General features: G+C 31.2%; 18 protein-coding genes. 10 read left to right on the top strand and 8 right to left on the bottom strand.

Going from position 1 to position 15,439, the window contains the following annotated elements; all coding sequences use genetic code 11:
* Nucleotides 1-3 precede the first annotated feature (3 nt).
* On the top strand, nucleotides 4-756 hold the full coding sequence (locus tag GGR97_RS08240) for an SDR family NAD(P)-dependent oxidoreductase (protein ID WP_167898050.1): 753 nt from the start codon (nucleotides 4-6) through the stop codon (nucleotides 754-756).
* An 84-nt stretch (nucleotides 757-840) separates the two neighbouring features.
* On the opposite strand, the gene fbp is transcribed toward GGR97_RS08240, so the two are convergent.
* Together fbp and GGR97_RS08230 are read right to left on the bottom strand one after the other, a co-directional pair.
* Nucleotides 841-1,848, bottom strand: coding sequence for a class 1 fructose-bisphosphatase (gene fbp / locus GGR97_RS08235; RefSeq protein WP_167898049.1), 1,008 nt, complete (start codon nucleotides 1,846-1,848; stop codon nucleotides 841-843).
* A gap of 167 nt (nucleotides 1,849-2,015) precedes the next feature.
* Nucleotides 2,016-3,125 (bottom strand): M42 family metallopeptidase, encoded by a 1,110-nt coding sequence (locus GGR97_RS08230; protein ID WP_167898048.1) that lies wholly within the window; start codon nucleotides 3,123-3,125, stop codon nucleotides 2,016-2,018.
* A gap of 110 nt (nucleotides 3,126-3,235) precedes the next feature.
* On the opposite strand from GGR97_RS08230, the gene GGR97_RS08225 reads away from it, so the two are divergent.
* The 3 genes from GGR97_RS08225 to GGR97_RS08215 all read left to right on the top strand — a co-directional run bounded on the left by GGR97_RS08225 (nucleotide 3,236) and on the right by GGR97_RS08215 (nucleotide 5,266).
* Nucleotides 3,236-3,913 (top strand): DUF4294 domain-containing protein, encoded by a 678-nt coding sequence (locus tag GGR97_RS08225; RefSeq protein ID WP_167898047.1) that lies wholly within the window; start codon nucleotides 3,236-3,238, stop codon nucleotides 3,911-3,913.
* Nucleotides 3,914-3,984: 71 nt separating this feature from the next.
* The gene (locus GGR97_RS08220; protein WP_209272343.1) at nucleotides 3,985-4,365 is read left to right on the top strand and encodes an START-like domain-containing protein; all 381 of its coding nucleotides are present in this window, start codon (nucleotides 3,985-3,987) and stop codon (nucleotides 4,363-4,365) included.
* A gap of 82 nt (nucleotides 4,366-4,447) precedes the next feature.
* Complete coding sequence (locus GGR97_RS08215; RefSeq protein WP_167898146.1) at nucleotides 4,448-5,266, top strand: aminotransferase class IV; 819 nt, start codon at nucleotides 4,448-4,450, stop codon at nucleotides 5,264-5,266.
* Here the strand turns inward: GGR97_RS08215 and GGR97_RS08210 are convergent.
* The 5 genes from GGR97_RS08210 to GGR97_RS08190 form a co-directional block, all read right to left on the bottom strand.
* Nucleotides 5,253-5,810 (bottom strand): YqgE/AlgH family protein, encoded by a 558-nt coding sequence (locus GGR97_RS08210; protein WP_167898046.1) that lies wholly within the window; start codon nucleotides 5,808-5,810, stop codon nucleotides 5,253-5,255. The two genes, GGR97_RS08215 and GGR97_RS08210, sit on opposite strands and share 14 nt — an antisense overlap.
* Before the next feature lie 91 nt (nucleotides 5,811-5,901).
* Entirely contained in the window at nucleotides 5,902-6,174 is a 273-nt protein-coding gene (locus GGR97_RS08205; protein ID WP_167188437.1) for an HU family DNA-binding protein, read from the bottom strand.
* A 163-nt stretch (nucleotides 6,175-6,337) separates the two neighbouring features.
* Nucleotides 6,338-7,282, bottom strand: a complete 945-nt coding sequence (gene fmt / locus GGR97_RS08200; RefSeq protein ID WP_167898045.1) for a methionyl-tRNA formyltransferase — start codon at nucleotides 7,280-7,282, stop codon at nucleotides 6,338-6,340.
* Nucleotides 7,279-9,171 carry a RecQ family ATP-dependent DNA helicase gene (locus GGR97_RS08195; protein ID WP_167898044.1) on the bottom strand — a complete coding sequence of 631 codons (1,893 nt, stop codon included), beginning with the start codon at nucleotides 9,169-9,171 and terminating at the stop codon, nucleotides 7,279-7,281. The genes fmt and GGR97_RS08195 overlap by 4 nt, the downstream gene beginning before the upstream one ends.
* Nucleotides 9,164-9,700 carry an AAA family ATPase gene (locus tag GGR97_RS08190; RefSeq protein WP_167898043.1) on the bottom strand — a complete coding sequence of 179 codons (537 nt, stop codon included), beginning with the start codon at nucleotides 9,698-9,700 and terminating at the stop codon, nucleotides 9,164-9,166. The genes GGR97_RS08195 and GGR97_RS08190 overlap by 8 nt, the downstream gene beginning before the upstream one ends.
* Before the next feature lie 86 nt (nucleotides 9,701-9,786).
* Between GGR97_RS08190 and GGR97_RS08185 the strand changes: the two genes are divergently transcribed.
* Genes GGR97_RS08185 through GGR97_RS08165 form a run of 5 tightly spaced genes read left to right on the top strand, consistent with a single transcriptional unit; the run spans nucleotide 9,787 to nucleotide 14,824 of the window.
* Nucleotides 9,787-10,068 carry a DUF493 family protein gene (locus GGR97_RS08185; RefSeq protein WP_167898042.1) on the top strand — a complete coding sequence of 94 codons (282 nt, stop codon included), beginning with the start codon at nucleotides 9,787-9,789 and terminating at the stop codon, nucleotides 10,066-10,068.
* A 13-nt stretch (nucleotides 10,069-10,081) separates the two neighbouring features.
* Nucleotides 10,082-11,674, top strand: a complete 1,593-nt coding sequence (locus GGR97_RS08180; RefSeq protein WP_167898041.1) for a peptidylprolyl isomerase — start codon at nucleotides 10,082-10,084, stop codon at nucleotides 11,672-11,674.
* Between the two features lies 1 nt (nucleotide 11,675).
* Nucleotides 11,676-12,518: a hypothetical protein gene (locus tag GGR97_RS08175; RefSeq protein ID WP_167898040.1), complete on the top strand. Its 843-nt coding sequence runs from the start codon at nucleotides 11,676-11,678 to the stop codon at nucleotides 12,516-12,518.
* A complete protein-coding gene (locus GGR97_RS08170) occupies nucleotides 12,505-13,857 on the top strand; it encodes a peptidylprolyl isomerase (RefSeq protein WP_167898039.1) in 1,353 nt (450 codons plus the stop codon). Before GGR97_RS08175 ends, GGR97_RS08170 begins: the two co-directional genes overlap by 14 nt.
* Before the next feature lie 52 nt (nucleotides 13,858-13,909).
* Nucleotides 13,910-14,824, top strand: a complete 915-nt coding sequence (locus GGR97_RS08165; RefSeq protein WP_167898038.1) for an ion channel — start codon at nucleotides 13,910-13,912, stop codon at nucleotides 14,822-14,824.
* On the opposite strand, the gene GGR97_RS08160 is transcribed toward GGR97_RS08165, so the two are convergent.
* Entirely contained in the window at nucleotides 14,825-15,013 is a 189-nt protein-coding gene (locus GGR97_RS08160; RefSeq protein WP_167898037.1) for a hypothetical protein, read from the bottom strand.
* A gap of 32 nt (nucleotides 15,014-15,045) precedes the next feature.
* Between GGR97_RS08160 and GGR97_RS08155 the strand changes: the two genes are divergently transcribed.
* Entirely contained in the window at nucleotides 15,046-15,432 is a 387-nt protein-coding gene (locus tag GGR97_RS08155) for a pyrophosphohydrolase domain-containing protein (RefSeq protein ID WP_167898036.1), read from the top strand.
* The last annotated feature ends 7 nt before the right edge of the window (nucleotides 15,433-15,439 follow it).

Genomic DNA, 15,439 nt, shown 5'->3' with positions numbered 1-15,439 from the left:
AGAATGAGTTTAAAGGGGAAAATAGCCGTTGTGACTGGTGGATCAAGAGATATTGGTAGGGCAGTATCTTTAAAATTAGCCAAAGAGGGGGCTAAAGTAGTTGTAAATTATTTAAACAATTATGAGGATGCGGTTACAACGGCAAAGTTGATTCAAAAAATGAATGGTGAGGTAATTATTGTTCAAGGTGATGTTACCAAATTAGATGATATTAAAAATTTAGCAGCTAAAACTGTTGCTGCTTTTGGTAATAAAGTTGACATTTTAGTAAATGTAGCCGGTGGACTTTTTGCAAGAAAATCTATTGAAGATGTTGACGAGAACTTTTATGACTTGTTGATGAATGTAAACTTTAAATCTTGTGTTTTTATGACACAAGTGTTTAAACCTTATTTAATAAATGGAGGTACCATTATTAATTTTGCTTCTCAAGCAAGTAGAGATGGAGGAGGGCCAGGAGCATCCCTTTATGCTGCTTCTAAAGGAGCAGTGTCTACTTTTACCCGTGCTATGGCTAAAGAATTAGGACCACAGGGAATTAGAGTAAATGCTTTAAATCCAGGAATGATTGCAACTAAATTTCACGATGACTTTACAAATGATGAAGTACGTGCAAAAGTTGCAACAAGCACTCCATTAAGGAGAGAAGGTGAGGCAGAAGAAGTAGCAGATTTGGTTGCTTATTTAGCATCAGAACAAGCTTCTTTTGTAACAGGTAATAATATTGATATTAACGGAGGCTTGGCTTTTAGTTAATAGTATTTATAGAGAGTTGTTTAAGACTAAATAGCCTAAGATTAATTTCTTAGGCTATTTATTATTTTATAGAAGTAAGTAAATTTATGAATGTGCTTTCATAAATTCCTCTGCTTTATTTACCATGTTGGTGCTTCCGCAAATAAACGGAACTCTTTGGTGTAGTTCAGTAGGTTTAATATCTAAAATTCTAGTGTAACCATCACTTGCTTTTCCATTTGCCTGTTCTGCTAAAAATGCCATGGGATTACATTCGTACAACAAACGTAACTTTCCTTTAGGGTTTCTTGTGCTTTTAGGATATAAATAAATTCCTCCCTTAATCATGTTTCTATGAAAATCTGAGGCTAAAGATCCAATGTATCTACTTGTATAAGGTCTATCGTCTTCTATTTGTTGACAATATTTAATGTACTTTTTAATTCCATCAGGAAATTCAAGGTAGTTCCCTTCGTTTACAGAATAAATGTTTCCATCTTCTGGAAATTCCATATTTGGATGAGATAAGTAAAAAGATCCAATAGCAGGGTTTAAAGTAAAACCATTTACACCATGTCCTGTTGAGTAGACCAACATAGTAGACGTTCCATAAATTATATATCCTGCGGCTACTTGGTGTTTACCTTCTTGTAAAAAATCTTCCATAGTTACTGGAGTTCCAATAGGAGTAACTCTTCTATAAATAGAAAAAATAGTTCCTACAGATACGTTTACATCAATATTAGAAGATCCGTCTAAAGGGTCTATTAATACAACATACTTGTTTTGATGATCGTTATTAATACTGTTAATAGAAATAAAATCATCTTCTTCTTCACTAGCAATACCACAAACAATATTTCTATTAATTAAAGATTGAATAAAAACATCGTTGGCATATACATCTAATTTTTGTTGATCTTCTCCTTGAATGTTTGTATCTCCTGCTGCTCCAATTATATCTACGAGTCCAGCCTTGTTAACTTCATGATTTACAACTTTTGCAGCCAATCTAATAGAATTTAATAAACTAGATAGTTCTCCGCTTGAGTATTTAAATGAATGTTGGTTTTCAATAATAAATTCTCCTAATGTTTGGTTTTTATTTGACATTTGTATGGTTAGTTATTAGTAGAATAAATATCGTGATTTTTTAGTTTACTACAACGATTTCGTAACTATTTTTTGGCAGGTTTTTAGAGTTTTATAATTGGTTTTAATAAGCATAAAAAAGGCTCAGAACTAATTCTGAGCCTTTTTAAATTTATAAGATATGGAAATTAAATAGTGTAGCTGTTTTTTTCAAAATAACTATACTTATCTCCAGCTTTCATTTGTTTTACAGTTTCAAAAATTAATTTGATAACGTTTTCAACATCACTTCTGTGAACCATTTCTACAGTAGTGTGCATGTAGCGTAATGGTAAAGAAATTAAAGCAGAAGGAACTCCTCCGTTGCTATAAGCAAAGGCATCCGTATCTGTACCCGTTGCTCTTGATGAAGCATGTCTTTGGAATGGAATTTCGTTTTTCTCAGCTGTATCAATAATTAACTCACGTACATTGTGTTGAATTGCAGGAGCGTAAGAAATTACAGGTCCATTTCCAATTTTACTATCTCCTTCCTCAGATTTTTTAATCATTGGAGTTGTTGTATCATGACAAACATCTGTAATAATAGCAACGTTAGGTTTAATAGTTTGGGTAATCATTTCAGCACCACGTAATCCAATTTCTTCTTGTACAGAGTTGGTAACGTATAAACCAAAAGGTAATTCTATCTTGTTTTCTTTTAACAAACGAGCAACTTCGGCAATCATAAAACCACCCATTCTGTTGTCTAATGCTCTACAAACAAATTTGTTACCGTTTAAAATTTCAAAAGTATCAGGATAAGTAATTACACAACCTACATGTACACCTAAAGCTAAAACTTCTGCCTTAGTGTCGCATCCTACATCAATAGTAATGTTTTCTATTTTAGGAGTATCTTCTTCTTTTCCTTTTAAACGTGTGTGAATGGCAGGCCATCCAAAAACACCTTTTACAATTCCTTTTTTAGTGTGAATATTTACACGTTTAGACGGTGCAATAATATGATCACTTCCTCCGTTTCTAATTACATGAATTAATCCGTTGTCTGTAATATAGTTTACATACCAAGAAATTTCATCAGAATGCCCTTCTATAACAACTTTATATTCAGCTTTTGGGTTAATTACTCCAACAGCAGTTCCGTATGCATCGGTTATAAATTCATCAACATATGGTTTTAAATAATCCATCCATATTTCTTGACCTTTGCTTTCGTATCCTGTAGGCGAAGCATTGTTTAAGTATTGTTCTAAAAAGTCTAATGACTTTTGATTTAAAATTGTAGGTTCACTCATCATGTTTCGTTTTTATAGAACTCAAAAATACTATTTTGATTTTAGATGGAATGCATGTGAATTGTTGTTTTTAAGTAAGTTATTTATGTATTTTTGAATTCATGAATTTTATGAAACAGAATAAGATATTAGTAATTTTACTCTTGTTGTTTTTTGTTGGAAATGCTCAGCAAAAAGATTTAGAAGAGTTAAAAGAACAGTATGACGATTATTATTTAATAACCGAGCTTAATCAAGAAATTGAACTGGATACCTTGGTTTTGTTTCCACGTCCAAGATTTAAAACTTTTTACGACAAAAGATATTATTTATGGTTTAAAAAGAAAACTTATAGAGCTTATCCGTATGCTGTTTTGGCCAAAGAAAAAATTAATTTTTTAAACGATACCATTCAAAAAATAAGTTCTAATCGTAAAAAGAAAAGATACATTAAAGAAAAACAAAAGTTTTTTGAAGAGCAGTTTACAGACAATGTTAAAAAACTAACTAAGACAGAGGGTAGAATTTTAATTAAGTTAATACATAGATTAACGGGATTAACAGTTAATGAGCATGTGCAAGATAAACGAGGAAAGTTTAAGGCTTTTTGGTACAGGTTTTCGGCTAGTTTTTTTAAAATTGATTTAGATGCCGAGTACCATCCTGAAGAAATAATGGAAGATTATATGATAGAATCTATTCTGCAACAAGCTTTTACCAAAGGAGATTTAAAAAGAGAACCCTCTGTTTTAAAGAGTGCGAATAGGTTGTACCCCAGTAGAATAATAGAGATTGAAAAAAAGAAATAACTTTAAACCGCAAACTTTTTTTAATAAATAAAAAAATGCTACTTTGCCGGTCATCAAAAATGAAGACGATCATGACTAAAGAAAAATTTCAGTTAGAGTTTCCTATACACGCATCACCATCAATGTTATATCAATATTTTGCCACACCTTCTGGTTTAGGAGAATGGTTTGCGGATAATGTAAATTCTAGAGGAGAATTATTTACGTTTATTTGGGATGATAGCGAAGAACAAGCAAAATTGTTAGCTTCTAAAAATGATGATCGTGCTAAGTTTCATTGGTTAGAAGATGAGGATGATGATGCTTATTTTGAATTTAAAATTCAAGTAGATGCTATTACTAAAGATGTTTCTTTAATTATTACCGACTTTGCTGAAGAAGATGAAATGGACGAAGCTAAAATGCTTTGGGAAAACCAAATTGCAGAATTAAAACATACTATTGGAGCCTAACCAATAACTAAACATACTTTACAAAGCTTTGATGAAAATCAAGGCTTTTTTTATTGTAAATTTGCCACAAATTTTTAGAAAGATGATCAATTACAACGGACAAATTGTTTCGGAAAACAACAATCAAATTAATTATAACAACAGAGGTTTTAAGTACGGAGATGCTTTGTTTGAAACAATTAAAATTAAGGATGAAGCTGTTGTGTTTTGTGAAGATCATTATTTTAGATTAATGGCTTCTATGCGTATGTTGCGTATGGAAATACCTATGGAGTTTACTTTAGAGTTTTTTGAATCAGAAATTTTAAAAACGATTAATGCAAATAACGGAGATGAAAACAGAGTAAAGTTTACGGTGTTTAGAGATGCCGAAGGTTTGTATGCTCCAGAAAGTCATAAAGTGTCTTATGTTGTTGAGGTTAAAAAAGTGGCAATAGAGGTTAAAAGTTCTTACAAAGTAGATTTGTATAAAGATTTTATGATCAATCCTAATCTACTATCTACCGTAAAAACAAATAACAAAATTACCAATGTATTAGCTGGTATTTATGCTAAAGAAAACGAATTAGATAATTGTGTATTGTTAAATTCTAACAAAAACGTTGTTGAGTTTACCAACGGAAATATTTTTTTACTAAAAGGCAACACAATAACAACTCCACCCTTGTCTGATGGTTGTGTAAAAGGTGTAATGCGTAAAAATATTTTAGATGTGCTAGAAAAAAGTACAGAGTATACAGTAGAAGAGTCGTCTATTTCTCCCTTTGCTATTCAAAAAGCAGACGAAGTATTTTTAACCAATGTAATTGTAGGTGTACAACCTATTAGCAACTACAGAAAGAAAACCTTTGGTTCAGAAATTACAAACAAAATTAAAGGTTTGGTGGCTAATTTAAGCTAGGATTACCAGGGGCATTTGCCCATATTTGATATTTACCACCGAGCTTCATTAAATGGTCTTTCCATAAGCTTTTGGGGGCTGTGTTAAATATGTTCTTGTGTTTGTTTTCGGTTACAAACCAAGACTCACTTTCTAGTTCATAGTTTAGCTGTCCTTGTCCCCAACCAGAATATCCAAGAAAGAATCTAATATCATCACTTTTTACCAGACCTTCGTTTAGTAAATTAGAGAGTTGACTAAAATCTCCTCCCCAATAAATTCCATCAGTAACTTCTATACTGTTGTGCAATAGGTTAGGTATTTTGTGTATAAAATATAAGTTGTCTTGTTCTACAGGTCCTCCCTGATAAACTTTAAAGTCGCAATTTACTTCTGGAATTAAATCTTTTAAACTATAGCCCAAGGGCTTGTTCATTATAAATCCAATAGAGCTATCATGAGAGTGCTCTGTAAGTAAAATGATAGAACGATTAAAAGATACATCACCCAAAATAGAGGGTTCTGCAATCAATAATCTTCCTTTAGATGGTTTTAAGCAGTCCATGTTGATTAGCATTTTGAATAAATCTAAGAAAAAAAAAGCATAAAAAAAACTCCTTTTTGCAAAGGAGTTTTTAAACAAAATAAATTTGTTATTAGTTTACTGCATCTGATAAACCAGCACCTGGCTTAAATTTAACAATATTTTTTTCTGCAATCTGGATAGTAGCTCCAGTTTGAGGGTTTCTTCCTTCTCTTGCAGGTCTTTTAGACACTGACCAAGTTCCCCATCCAATTAAAGAAACTTTTCCTCCACTTTGTAAAGTAGAAGTAACATTGTTAGTAACTGACTCTAATGCAGCTTTAGCAGCAGTTTTAGAAATTCCTGCATCTGCAGCGATAGCATCGATTAAATCTGATTTGTTCATAACGGGTATTTTATTAAATTAAATAAGTTTATTTGAAAACAAATATATAAGGAATCTTGGCTTATGCAAGTCATGAACCCTTAAAAACACTGAATTGTTAATAACTTTTACAATTTGTTAACAAACGAGGCTAGAAAAGATTGTTTTTTAAGACTGTTAGCGTTTACTGCATGTTTGAGCCTTCTGCAATTGGGTATCCATTTAGTAGGCTTGTGCTGTCCATTAATTTCTTTCCTGCCAGTTTGATTTGATTGATTTTGATAAAACCATCTTCAGTGGCTGTTTTTATTGTCTTTTTATCTGCAACAACAGTACCAGGTTTGTAGTTGTGAGCCTCATTTATAATTTCGGCTCCATAAATTTTTGCATTTACTTCCTCATCACCATTAATAAGAGTTGTCCAAGCAGCAGGATATGGGTTTAATCCTCTTATTAAGTTAAAAATAGTTTGACTAGATTGGTTCCAGTCAATTTTACACGTATCAGTGTGTATTTTATATGCTAATTTGTTGCTATGAGCAGCTTGTTTTTGTGTAGTTACCTTATCATCTTCTATAAGTTGTAGGGTTTCTATAACCAAATCGCTTCCCAAATGCATTAACTTATCATGCAATTCTCCTACAGTTTCGTTAGCACCAATAGCTGTTTTATTTTGTAGTATAATTTCTCCGGTATCTATTTTATCATCTAAAAAGAACGTAGAAGTTCCTGTTTCTGTTTCACCATTAATAATAGCCCAATTAATAGGTGCAGCACCTCTATAGTCTGGTAGTAAAGAAGCGTGTAGGTTAAATGTTCCGTATTCTGGTAAACTCCAAACGGTAGCGGGTAACATTCTAAAAGCAACTACAATTTGTAAGTTGGGGTTTAATGCTTCTAATTCTGCTTGAAATTCTGGAGATTTTAAATTAGTGGGTTGTAAAACCGTTAATCCTTTTTCTACAGCATATTTTTTAACAGCAGATTGCTGAATTTTTCTACCTCTACCTGCTTGTTTGTCTGGTGCAGTAATTACACCAACTACTTGGTAGTTGTTTTGGATTACTTTATCTAAAATGGTTACCGCAAAATCTGGGGTTCCCATAAATACAATTCTTAATTTACTCATGTTAATTGATAAAATTGTTGGTTTTGTAGAATCTTGTTTTCGTTTATTAACGCTGCTAAAAGATGTTTTAAAACTTGAGAATTTACTTTTATTAGAATTAACAATTCGTTAAAAGTACAAGCTTTGGTTTTTAGCGTAGTTAGTATTTTATGGTTTAGCTCATGTGCAGATGAGCTATTGTTTTTCTGAATGCAAATATCGCAAATACCACAGTCTTTTACGTGGGGTTGGTCAAAGTAATTTAAAATGATTTGGTTTCTGCAAGTATCCTGATTCTTAAAATAAGAAATACTGCTTTGGTGTTTGATCAGTTCAATATCGTGTAAAGCTGTAATGTCTTTTTCAATCGGGTTGATTGTTTTTTTATCTTCTCTAGGTACTAAAAAGGTAATACTATGATTGTTTTGTTTTACTTTAAGTTCTATTAAATTAATTTGATGTAGGTAAGCCAATTTTTTAAGGATTAACTCTGCAGAAAAATCTGTTCTAGAGGATAATCTAGGTAAATTTAGTTTTTTAGAAACCTCAAACAATCCCGAGTAGTTTCTTAAAATAGCATCAATAAGTTCTTTATAACTTTGATGTTCGTTACAAAAATGCATTAATTGATGATTGCTACATGTTATTTTAATATGTGTGTCGCTTTTGTGTTGCTCCTTATAGTTTAGGATATTGTAGTTGTCTAATCGTCTTAAGGCTTTTTCTGTATTGTTAATGTTTAATTGATATCGCTGACAAAAAGCTTGTAAATCAAAATCTAATTCTTCTTCATTAAAATCTCCATAAGCAATTTGAAAATGCTGATTCAGTTTTAAATACACATCATACACACTTTTAAAGGTAATGTTGGTTTGTATTTGAGTTGCGAATTTTTTGTAATCGTTTGCTGATAAAATAACACATGAAAAAGATTTTTGTCCATCTCTACCTGCTCTACCAGCTTCTTGCAAATAGTTTTCTAGCGTAGCAGGAATTTCTAAATGAATAACCAAACGCACATTACTTTTGTCTATTCCCATTCCAAAAGCATTGGTGGCTACCATAATGTGTTTTTCTTCGCTATTCCAAGCGTTAAAACTTTTGTCTTTTTCTGTTTTAGACAAACCAGCATGATAGTAAGTTGTAGCCAACCCTAAACTATTTAATCGATCAGAAAGTTCTTTAACAGCCAGTCTGTTTTGCAAATAAATAATACTAACTACTTTTCTTTTGCTTAAAACCTTGGTAAGCAAATCAAATTTTTGAGGAGTCTCAAACAATTGATAAGCTAAATTATCTCTAGAAAAAGAACCTATGTGCAGTTTAGGATTTTTTAATTGTAACAAACTAATAATTTGTTCTTGTGTTTTTGGAGTAGCTGTTGCTGTTACGGCCAAAAACGGAATATTTGGCAGCAAATCCCTAATCAACCCTACTTTAATATAAGAAGGTCTAAAATCATGACCCCATTGAGAAATACAGTGAGCCTCATCTACAGCAAAAAAAGAAATGTTTAATTGCTGTAATTTTTCTTGTAAAATAGGTTGTGATAATCTTTCGGGAGATAGGTATAAAAGTTTTATTTTTTTGATTCTAATATTGTCAAACAATCTAACAATATCATCAATAGAACTATTAGTAGGAATAGACATAGCTTCTACTCCTTTTTGTTTTAGTTGATGAATTTGATCGTTAATTAAGGCGGTTAACGGAGAAACGACCACACAAGTTCCATCCATGTATAAAGCTGGAATTTGGTAACAAATAGATTTTCCTCCTCCGGTTGGCAAAATAGCCAGGGAGTCGTTTCCGTTAATAATGTCGTTAATAATAGATTCCTGTAAAGGTCTAAAGGAAGAGTGGTTCCAATGTTTTTGGAGAATTTCCTTAAGTTTTACAGCGTTAGGCATGACATTTTTTTAAAATAAAATTTAATCTTTCTTGTGGACTTCCAAAAGGAACCACAATAATATTTTGATGTGTTTTTTTGTATTCCTCTACAATAGCAAAATGTAATTCTTTAGCTTCTTCAAAAGTTTCAAATCGTTCACTATCTGTTGTGTAAATTTGTTCCCAAGGCGGAAATACAAAAATGGTGTCGTAGGTGTATTTTTTGGTAGATTGCTTAAAGGTTTCCTCGTAGGGAATTCTGTTTTTGTTTAAATACGCAGTAATATCAGGTATTCCTCTGTCAAAAAAACAAGGCTCTTTGGTATTGTTGTTCGCTTGTTGGTATTGTATAATTCGCTTTCCTAAAACAACTTTACTAAATAAGATAGGTTGAGATAAGAATAGTTTTTTAGACCCCATTCGCTCTGCTTCTTTAATAATCTCTCTAGAAATTTCTTCCTGACAAAAGTATCCTTTGCTACGAAGTAAATTAATAATGGTAGATTTTCCGGTACCAGGAGCTCCTGTAAGTACTATTTTTTGTGGCATAGATGAAAATAAATATTAGTACGAAGAAGTAAAAATAAGAAATAATTATAGTTTTGTAGCTCGATATACAAAGTAGAAACGATAATATGGATAAAAAAGAAAAATTTTATAAAGATTTAAAGATAAAATTAGAAGATAATACTAAATTTCCTTCTGATTATCTTTACAAGTTTATTGTACCTACAACCAAAAATCAGGTAGAGGAAGTTGAATCTTTTTTTAAAGATAAAAAAGCAAAAATATCAACTAGAGCCTCTAAAACAGGGAAATATGTAAGTGTTTCGGTTTTAATAAAGGTAAAAAATGCCGATGAGGTTATTGCTTATTATCATTTGGTAGAAGGAATAGAAGGTTTAATATCGTTATAGTAATTTAAAAAATATGAAAAAGTACGTTTTAGGAATTTTATGTTTAGTAGGGCAATTAGCCCTTGTTGCTCAAAAAAAAGACAAAGTTTTATTTAAAATAGATAAAGAACCCACTTATGTTTCGGAGTTTGAAACTCTTTTTAACAAAGAAAATCCATCAATAGGAGCTAGTGAATTTGAAGATAATTTACAGCTAATGGTAGATTATAAGTTAAAATTAAAACAAGCTAAACTTGAAGGAATTGACACTACGGCTGCTTTGCAAAAGGAATTAAAAAAGTACAAATCGGACTTAGCTTCTCCTTTTTTTACAGATGATGAAACTTTAGAAGAACTGTTGCAAGAGGCTTATAAAAGAAGTTTAGAACAGGTAAAAGCAAGTCATATTTTAATTATGGCTAAGGGGAATGATACTTTAAAAGCTTATAAAAAAATAACAGATATTAAAAATCAGCTAGATAACGGAGCTAGTTTTGAAGATTTGGCTGTAAAATATTCTGAAGATAAAAGTGCCGTAACTAATAAAGGAGATTTAGGTTATTTTAGTGGATTTAGAATGGTATATCCTTTTGAAACCGCTGCTTTTACAACTCCTGTTGGACAAGTTTCTAAAATAACAAAAACACGTTTTGGGTATCACTTGCTAAAAGTTTACGACAAAATTAAATTAGACGGAAAACTAAAAGTGGCTCACATAATGGTGGCAGGTTTAGAAGCTGCTAAAAAACAAAAAATAGATAGTATTTATGAATTGTTAAAAGGTGGAGAAAAGTTTGAAGTTTTAACTAAGAAATTTTCGGACGATAAAAGATCTGCAAACAATGGAGGTGCATTAAAGCCTTTTACCAAAGGTAGTTTGCCTCCTTCTTTTGAAAAAGTAGCTTTTTCTTTAAGTACTCCAGAAGAATATTCAGCTCCTTTTAAAACTCCATACGGCTGGCATATTGTAAAATATTTAGGTAAAGAAGCAATACCAACTTTTGAAGAGTCTAAAGAAGACTTAAAAAAGAAAATTTTAAACGATGAAAGAGGTACAAAGCCTAAAGAAGTTGCTTTTAATAAAATAAAAGAAAAACACAATATTGTAGTTAATAAAGAGGCTTTAACAATTTTTAAAACAGATAGCGTTTATAATGTGTCGGCAGATAGTTTACAAGAAGTGTTAATTAGTATTAGAGACAAAAAAATCTATCAAAAAGATTTTGCCAAGTACATTAAAAATAGAAAAGCTAAAGATCCATCAGTATATTTTGACAAGTTTAAAACAGAACAAACAAAAGACTATATTGTAGACCATTTAGAAGAAGAAAATAATCAATTTAAAGAAACCATAAGCACTTATAGAAATGGACTTGTTATTTTTGAATTAATGAAAAATCACGTTTGGGATGTTCCTGCTCAACAACCCGAAAAAGTTGAAGCTTATTATGAAAAGAATATAGAGAAGTACAAAGAAAAAGGAGAGCAGTTTGAAGATGTAAAAGGATACGTAGAAAGTGATTATCAAGATAAAATTCAAGAAGAATGGTTGGCAGAATTAAGAGCTAACAGTAAAATTAAATTCTCTAGAAGACAAGTTAAAAAGCTAAAGAAAGCTTATCAATAAAATGAAAAAAGTACTCGCAGTCATAGCCTTATTTTTGACGATTACAAGTTGTAATCAAACCAAAAGCACCCCCAGTAATGTGGTGGCAAAAGTGTATGATTATGTGTTAACCAAAGAGGAGCTAAAAGCAAATATTCCTAAAACCACTACTATAGTAGATAGTTTAAAAGTAACACAAGAGTATATTCAGCGTTGGTCTAGACAAAAATTATTATACAGAAATGCTTTAATAAACCTAGACGATACCAAAGATTTAGATGCTTTGGTTAAAAAGTATAAAGAAGAACTGTATGTGTCTTATTACAAAAATGCATTGGTCAATAAAAAACTAGATACCTTGGTTTTTGAAAACGAGATTGATAGTTTTTATGTAAAAAACCACACAAACTTCAAATTAAACGAAGACTTAGTTCAGTTTAAATACATTCACGTAGACCAAAACAATAGAAAACGTTACAATATTAGAAAGTTGTTTGAATCTGATGATATAGATGATAAGCAAGAAATTTTAACCGATTATGAAGGTTATGATGATTTTTATTTTAACGATTCTACCTGGGTATCTTTAAGAGATGTATACGTGCAAAAGCCAGACTTTCCAATGTTAAGTACTTTGGATTTGGCTAGAACTAATAGATTGATAGAAAAACAAGGTGTAGACAGAAGTTTGTATTATATCTACATAAAAGAAACCTTAAGTAAAGGAGACATTGCCCCATTGGCATATGTTAGACCTACCATTAAGAATATATTATTACATAAAAATAAGATTAAGTTCTTTGATCAAATGGAACAAATTTTGATTGATGATGCTGTAAAACAAAAAAAGTATGAAGTTTATTAAGAGAAGCCACGTATTGATGATGATGCTTTTGAGTGTTGGTTTTGTAAACGCTCAAGACAGAATTAAGATTGATGGTGTTGCGGCTGTGGTGGGTGATAAAATTATTTTAGAATCAGATATTGTAAAATATAAGCAAGAAATAGAATCAAGATCAGAAGGAAATGTAGATTTTGATAACTGTGATGTGATGGAAGATATTATGACACAAAAATTACTAGCACATCAAGCAGTAATAGACAGTGTTTTAGTTTCTGATGTTGAAGTTGCAGCAGGGGTACAACGTACTTTAGATCACTTTAAATCTCAAATGGGAGATATGGACAAAGTGGTTTCTTTATATGGTTTTGACGATTTAGATGACTTAACAAGTGAGTTAACAAGAATTGAAAAAGAAAACATGTTAATTCAAAGAGAAAGACAAAGCGTGGTTAGCGAAGTAGTTGTTACTCCAGATGAAATTCGTTTCTTTTATAACGATTTAAAAGCAAAAGGAGATTTACCAAGTTTTGGTATTGAGGTAGAATTATCACAAATTACTATTGAAGCTCAACCAACAGAAGAAGCCGTTCAAGAAGTTTTAGATAAGTTGAATAAAATTAAAGAAGATGTAGAAAACGGATATAGTTTACGTTTAAAAGCCATTTTATATTCAGAAGATCCAGGAGTAGCACAAAACGGAGGATTGTATACAATTACAAGACAAAGTCAATTTGTAAAAGAATTTAAAGAAGCTGCCTTTAGTATGGAAGAAGGAGAGGTGTCAGAGCCTTTTAAATCCCAATTTGGATATCATATATTACAGGTAGAAAAAATTAAAGGTCAACAAAGAGATGTAAGACATTTATTAATTCAGCCAAAAATTGAAGAAGCTAAATTAACCGCTGCTAAAGAAAAATTAGAAGCTGTTAGAGCAGAGATTTTAGCAGGTGATATTACTTTTGAAGAAGCCGTTGTAAAATATTCTCACGATAAAGCTACCCGTTTAAACAAAGGTAAATTGGTAAATACTTATACAAACGATGCTAAGTTTGAATTAAACAAAATGGATCCTAAACTATTTGCTCAGGTAGATAAGTTAAAAGAAAATGACATTACCGCTCCTTTTTACGAAGAAACTAGAGAGGGAGAAAAAATGTATAAAATAATTAAAGTAACTAACAGAATAGATGCTCACGAAGCAGATTTTGCAAAAGATTACGTTAAAATTCAGCAATTAGCTTTACAGAAAAAAGAGCAAGAAACCTTAGACAAGTGGTATACTTCTCGCATAAAAGATACCTATGTAAAACTAAGCGAAGAGCAAAAAACATGTAACTTTAAATACAAATGGTTACACTAAAATAGCAGAGCAGCCTTGATAAACATCAAGGCTGTTTTTTTACACACTTTCTATGGCAAGAATTTTAAAAGATCCGGGTGTGGGCTACAAGTCCAATAGAAATGCACAAAGAGTTATTGTAGAAGGGCAGTCTAATGTAAAACACATTAATAGACCTAGAACTATAGATGATTTGTACACCTATTTGATTACCATTTCTTGGCCTTTGTTCTTTGGCTACGTGCTTTGTGGTTATATTTTGATAAATTTATTATTTGCCTTTATTTATTTTTTTATTGGGATTGATGAATTTAGAAATTCATCAGGAAACATTTGGGAAGACTTTAGTACACTGTTCTTTTTTAGTGCGCAAACCATCACAACTGTGGGTTATGGAGCCATTGCTCCCGAAGGTGTTTTAGCAGGTGTATTGTCTTCTTTTGAAGCCCTAATAGGTTTAATGTCTTTCTCTTTTATTACCGGATTACTATATGGTCGTTTTTCTAAACCCAAAGCCAAAATTAAATTCTCTAAAGAAATTTTAGTGAGGGAGTTTGAAGGAGAAAGGGCTTTAATGTTTAGGGTAATGAACAGCAGAACCAATTTAATGATAGAACCAGAGTTAAATGCTGTTATCAACATTACCGAAAAAGATGTAAATGGAGAATTTAGCAGGCAGTTTTATCAGCTAAATTTAGAAACTAATAAAATTATGTACTTACCTACCATGTGGACTTTAGTGCATAAAATTAATGAAGATAGCCCTTTGTATAAATTTTCTGATGAGGAATTAAAAGAGCTAGAAGTAGAAATTTATATTTTATTTAAATATCACGAAGAAGCTTTTAATCAACATTTATATCAATTACATTCTTACGACTTTAATCAACTAAAAATTGGCTACAAGTTTGCTGCATCCTACACTTTTGATGAGCATGGACATACGCTTATAAATCACGATGATTTAAATAAAATAATTAAAATGTAACTATTTTAAAGCAATCCTAATTAGTACAAAAGCAATAGTAATTAAAATACCACCTAAAAATACTTTGATTGCTGTATTTTTGTAGTGAATTCTATGACGTTGTAAATCTTTTCTATAACTCCAAATCATGGCAGCAGTAAAAGCAATTACAAAAAAGATGGCAAAGTATATTTGACCTGTAGAAAACATAAAGAATAATTTTCATCAAAATTAACAAACTAATGAAGAATAAAATCAAAGCTGTTCAAGAATTTCACACTGCATACAAATTAGGTTACAAAAACGAGCCTATTGCAGCTATTGGAGACGATAAAATTAAATTGAGATACAATTTAATGGATGAAGAGAACAAAGAATATTTAGAAGCTGCGGAAAATAATGATTTAGTAGAGGTGGCAGATGCTTTAGGAGATATGTTATATATTTTGTGTGGTACCATTATAGAACACGGAATGCAGCATAAAATAGAAGAAGTTTTTAATGAAATTCAGAGAAGTAACATGAGTAAATTAGGAGAAGATGGAGAGCCTATTTACAGAGAAGACGGAAAAGTTTTAAAAGGACCTAACTATTTTAAACCAAATATCGAAAAGATATTGAATAGTTAACGACCAA

Source organism: Wenyingzhuangia aestuarii, assembly GCF_011927765.1.
GTDB lineage: Bacteria > Bacteroidota > Bacteroidia > Flavobacteriales > Flavobacteriaceae > Wenyingzhuangia > Wenyingzhuangia aestuarii.
Note: the sequence above shows the minus strand (reverse complement) of the source record. Positions and strands in the feature narration are given on the sequence as shown.

Excerpts from the sequence above, each read along its gene's own strand:
- fbp (WP_167898049.1), bottom strand. The coding sequence starts at position 1,848 with ATGTCAAATAAAAACCAAACATTAGGAGAATTTATTATTGAAAACCAA.
- GGR97_RS08220 (WP_209272343.1), top strand. The coding sequence starts at position 3,985 with ATGACTAAAGAAAAATTTCAGTTAGAGTTTCCTATACACGCATCACCA.
- GGR97_RS08180 (WP_167898041.1), top strand. The coding sequence starts at position 10,082 with ATGAAAAAGTACGTTTTAGGAATTTTATGTTTAGTAGGGCAATTAGCC.
- GGR97_RS08195 (WP_167898044.1), bottom strand. The coding sequence starts at position 9,171 with ATGCCTAACGCTGTAAAACTTAAGGAAATTCTCCAAAAACATTGGAAC.
- GGR97_RS08160 (WP_167898037.1), bottom strand. The coding sequence starts at position 15,013 with ATGTTTTCTACAGGTCAAATATACTTTGCCATCTTTTTTGTAATTGCT.
- GGR97_RS08225 (WP_167898047.1), top strand. The coding sequence starts at position 3,236 with ATGAAACAGAATAAGATATTAGTAATTTTACTCTTGTTGTTTTTTGTT.
- GGR97_RS08240 (WP_167898050.1), top strand. The coding sequence starts at position 4 with ATGAGTTTAAAGGGGAAAATAGCCGTTGTGACTGGTGGATCAAGAGAT.
- fmt (WP_167898045.1), bottom strand. The coding sequence starts at position 7,282 with ATGAGTAAATTAAGAATTGTATTTATGGGAACCCCAGATTTTGCGGTA.
- GGR97_RS08190 (WP_167898043.1), bottom strand. The coding sequence starts at position 9,700 with ATGCCACAAAAAATAGTACTTACAGGAGCTCCTGGTACCGGAAAATCT.
- GGR97_RS08210 (WP_167898046.1), bottom strand. The coding sequence starts at position 5,810 with ATGGACTGCTTAAAACCATCTAAAGGAAGATTATTGATTGCAGAACCC.
- GGR97_RS08170 (WP_167898039.1), top strand. The coding sequence starts at position 12,505 with ATGAAGTTTATTAAGAGAAGCCACGTATTGATGATGATGCTTTTGAGT.
- GGR97_RS08215 (WP_167898146.1), top strand. The coding sequence starts at position 4,448 with ATGATCAATTACAACGGACAAATTGTTTCGGAAAACAACAATCAAATT.
- GGR97_RS08230 (WP_167898048.1), bottom strand. The coding sequence starts at position 3,125 with ATGAGTGAACCTACAATTTTAAATCAAAAGTCATTAGACTTTTTAGAA.
- GGR97_RS08165 (WP_167898038.1), top strand. The coding sequence starts at position 13,910 with ATGGCAAGAATTTTAAAAGATCCGGGTGTGGGCTACAAGTCCAATAGA.
- GGR97_RS08205 (WP_167188437.1), bottom strand. The coding sequence starts at position 6,174 with ATGAACAAATCAGATTTAATCGATGCTATCGCTGCAGATGCAGGAATT.
- GGR97_RS08155 (WP_167898036.1), top strand. The coding sequence starts at position 15,046 with ATGAAGAATAAAATCAAAGCTGTTCAAGAATTTCACACTGCATACAAA.
- GGR97_RS08175 (WP_167898040.1), top strand. The coding sequence starts at position 11,676 with ATGAAAAAAGTACTCGCAGTCATAGCCTTATTTTTGACGATTACAAGT.
- GGR97_RS08185 (WP_167898042.1), top strand. The coding sequence starts at position 9,787 with ATGGATAAAAAAGAAAAATTTTATAAAGATTTAAAGATAAAATTAGAA.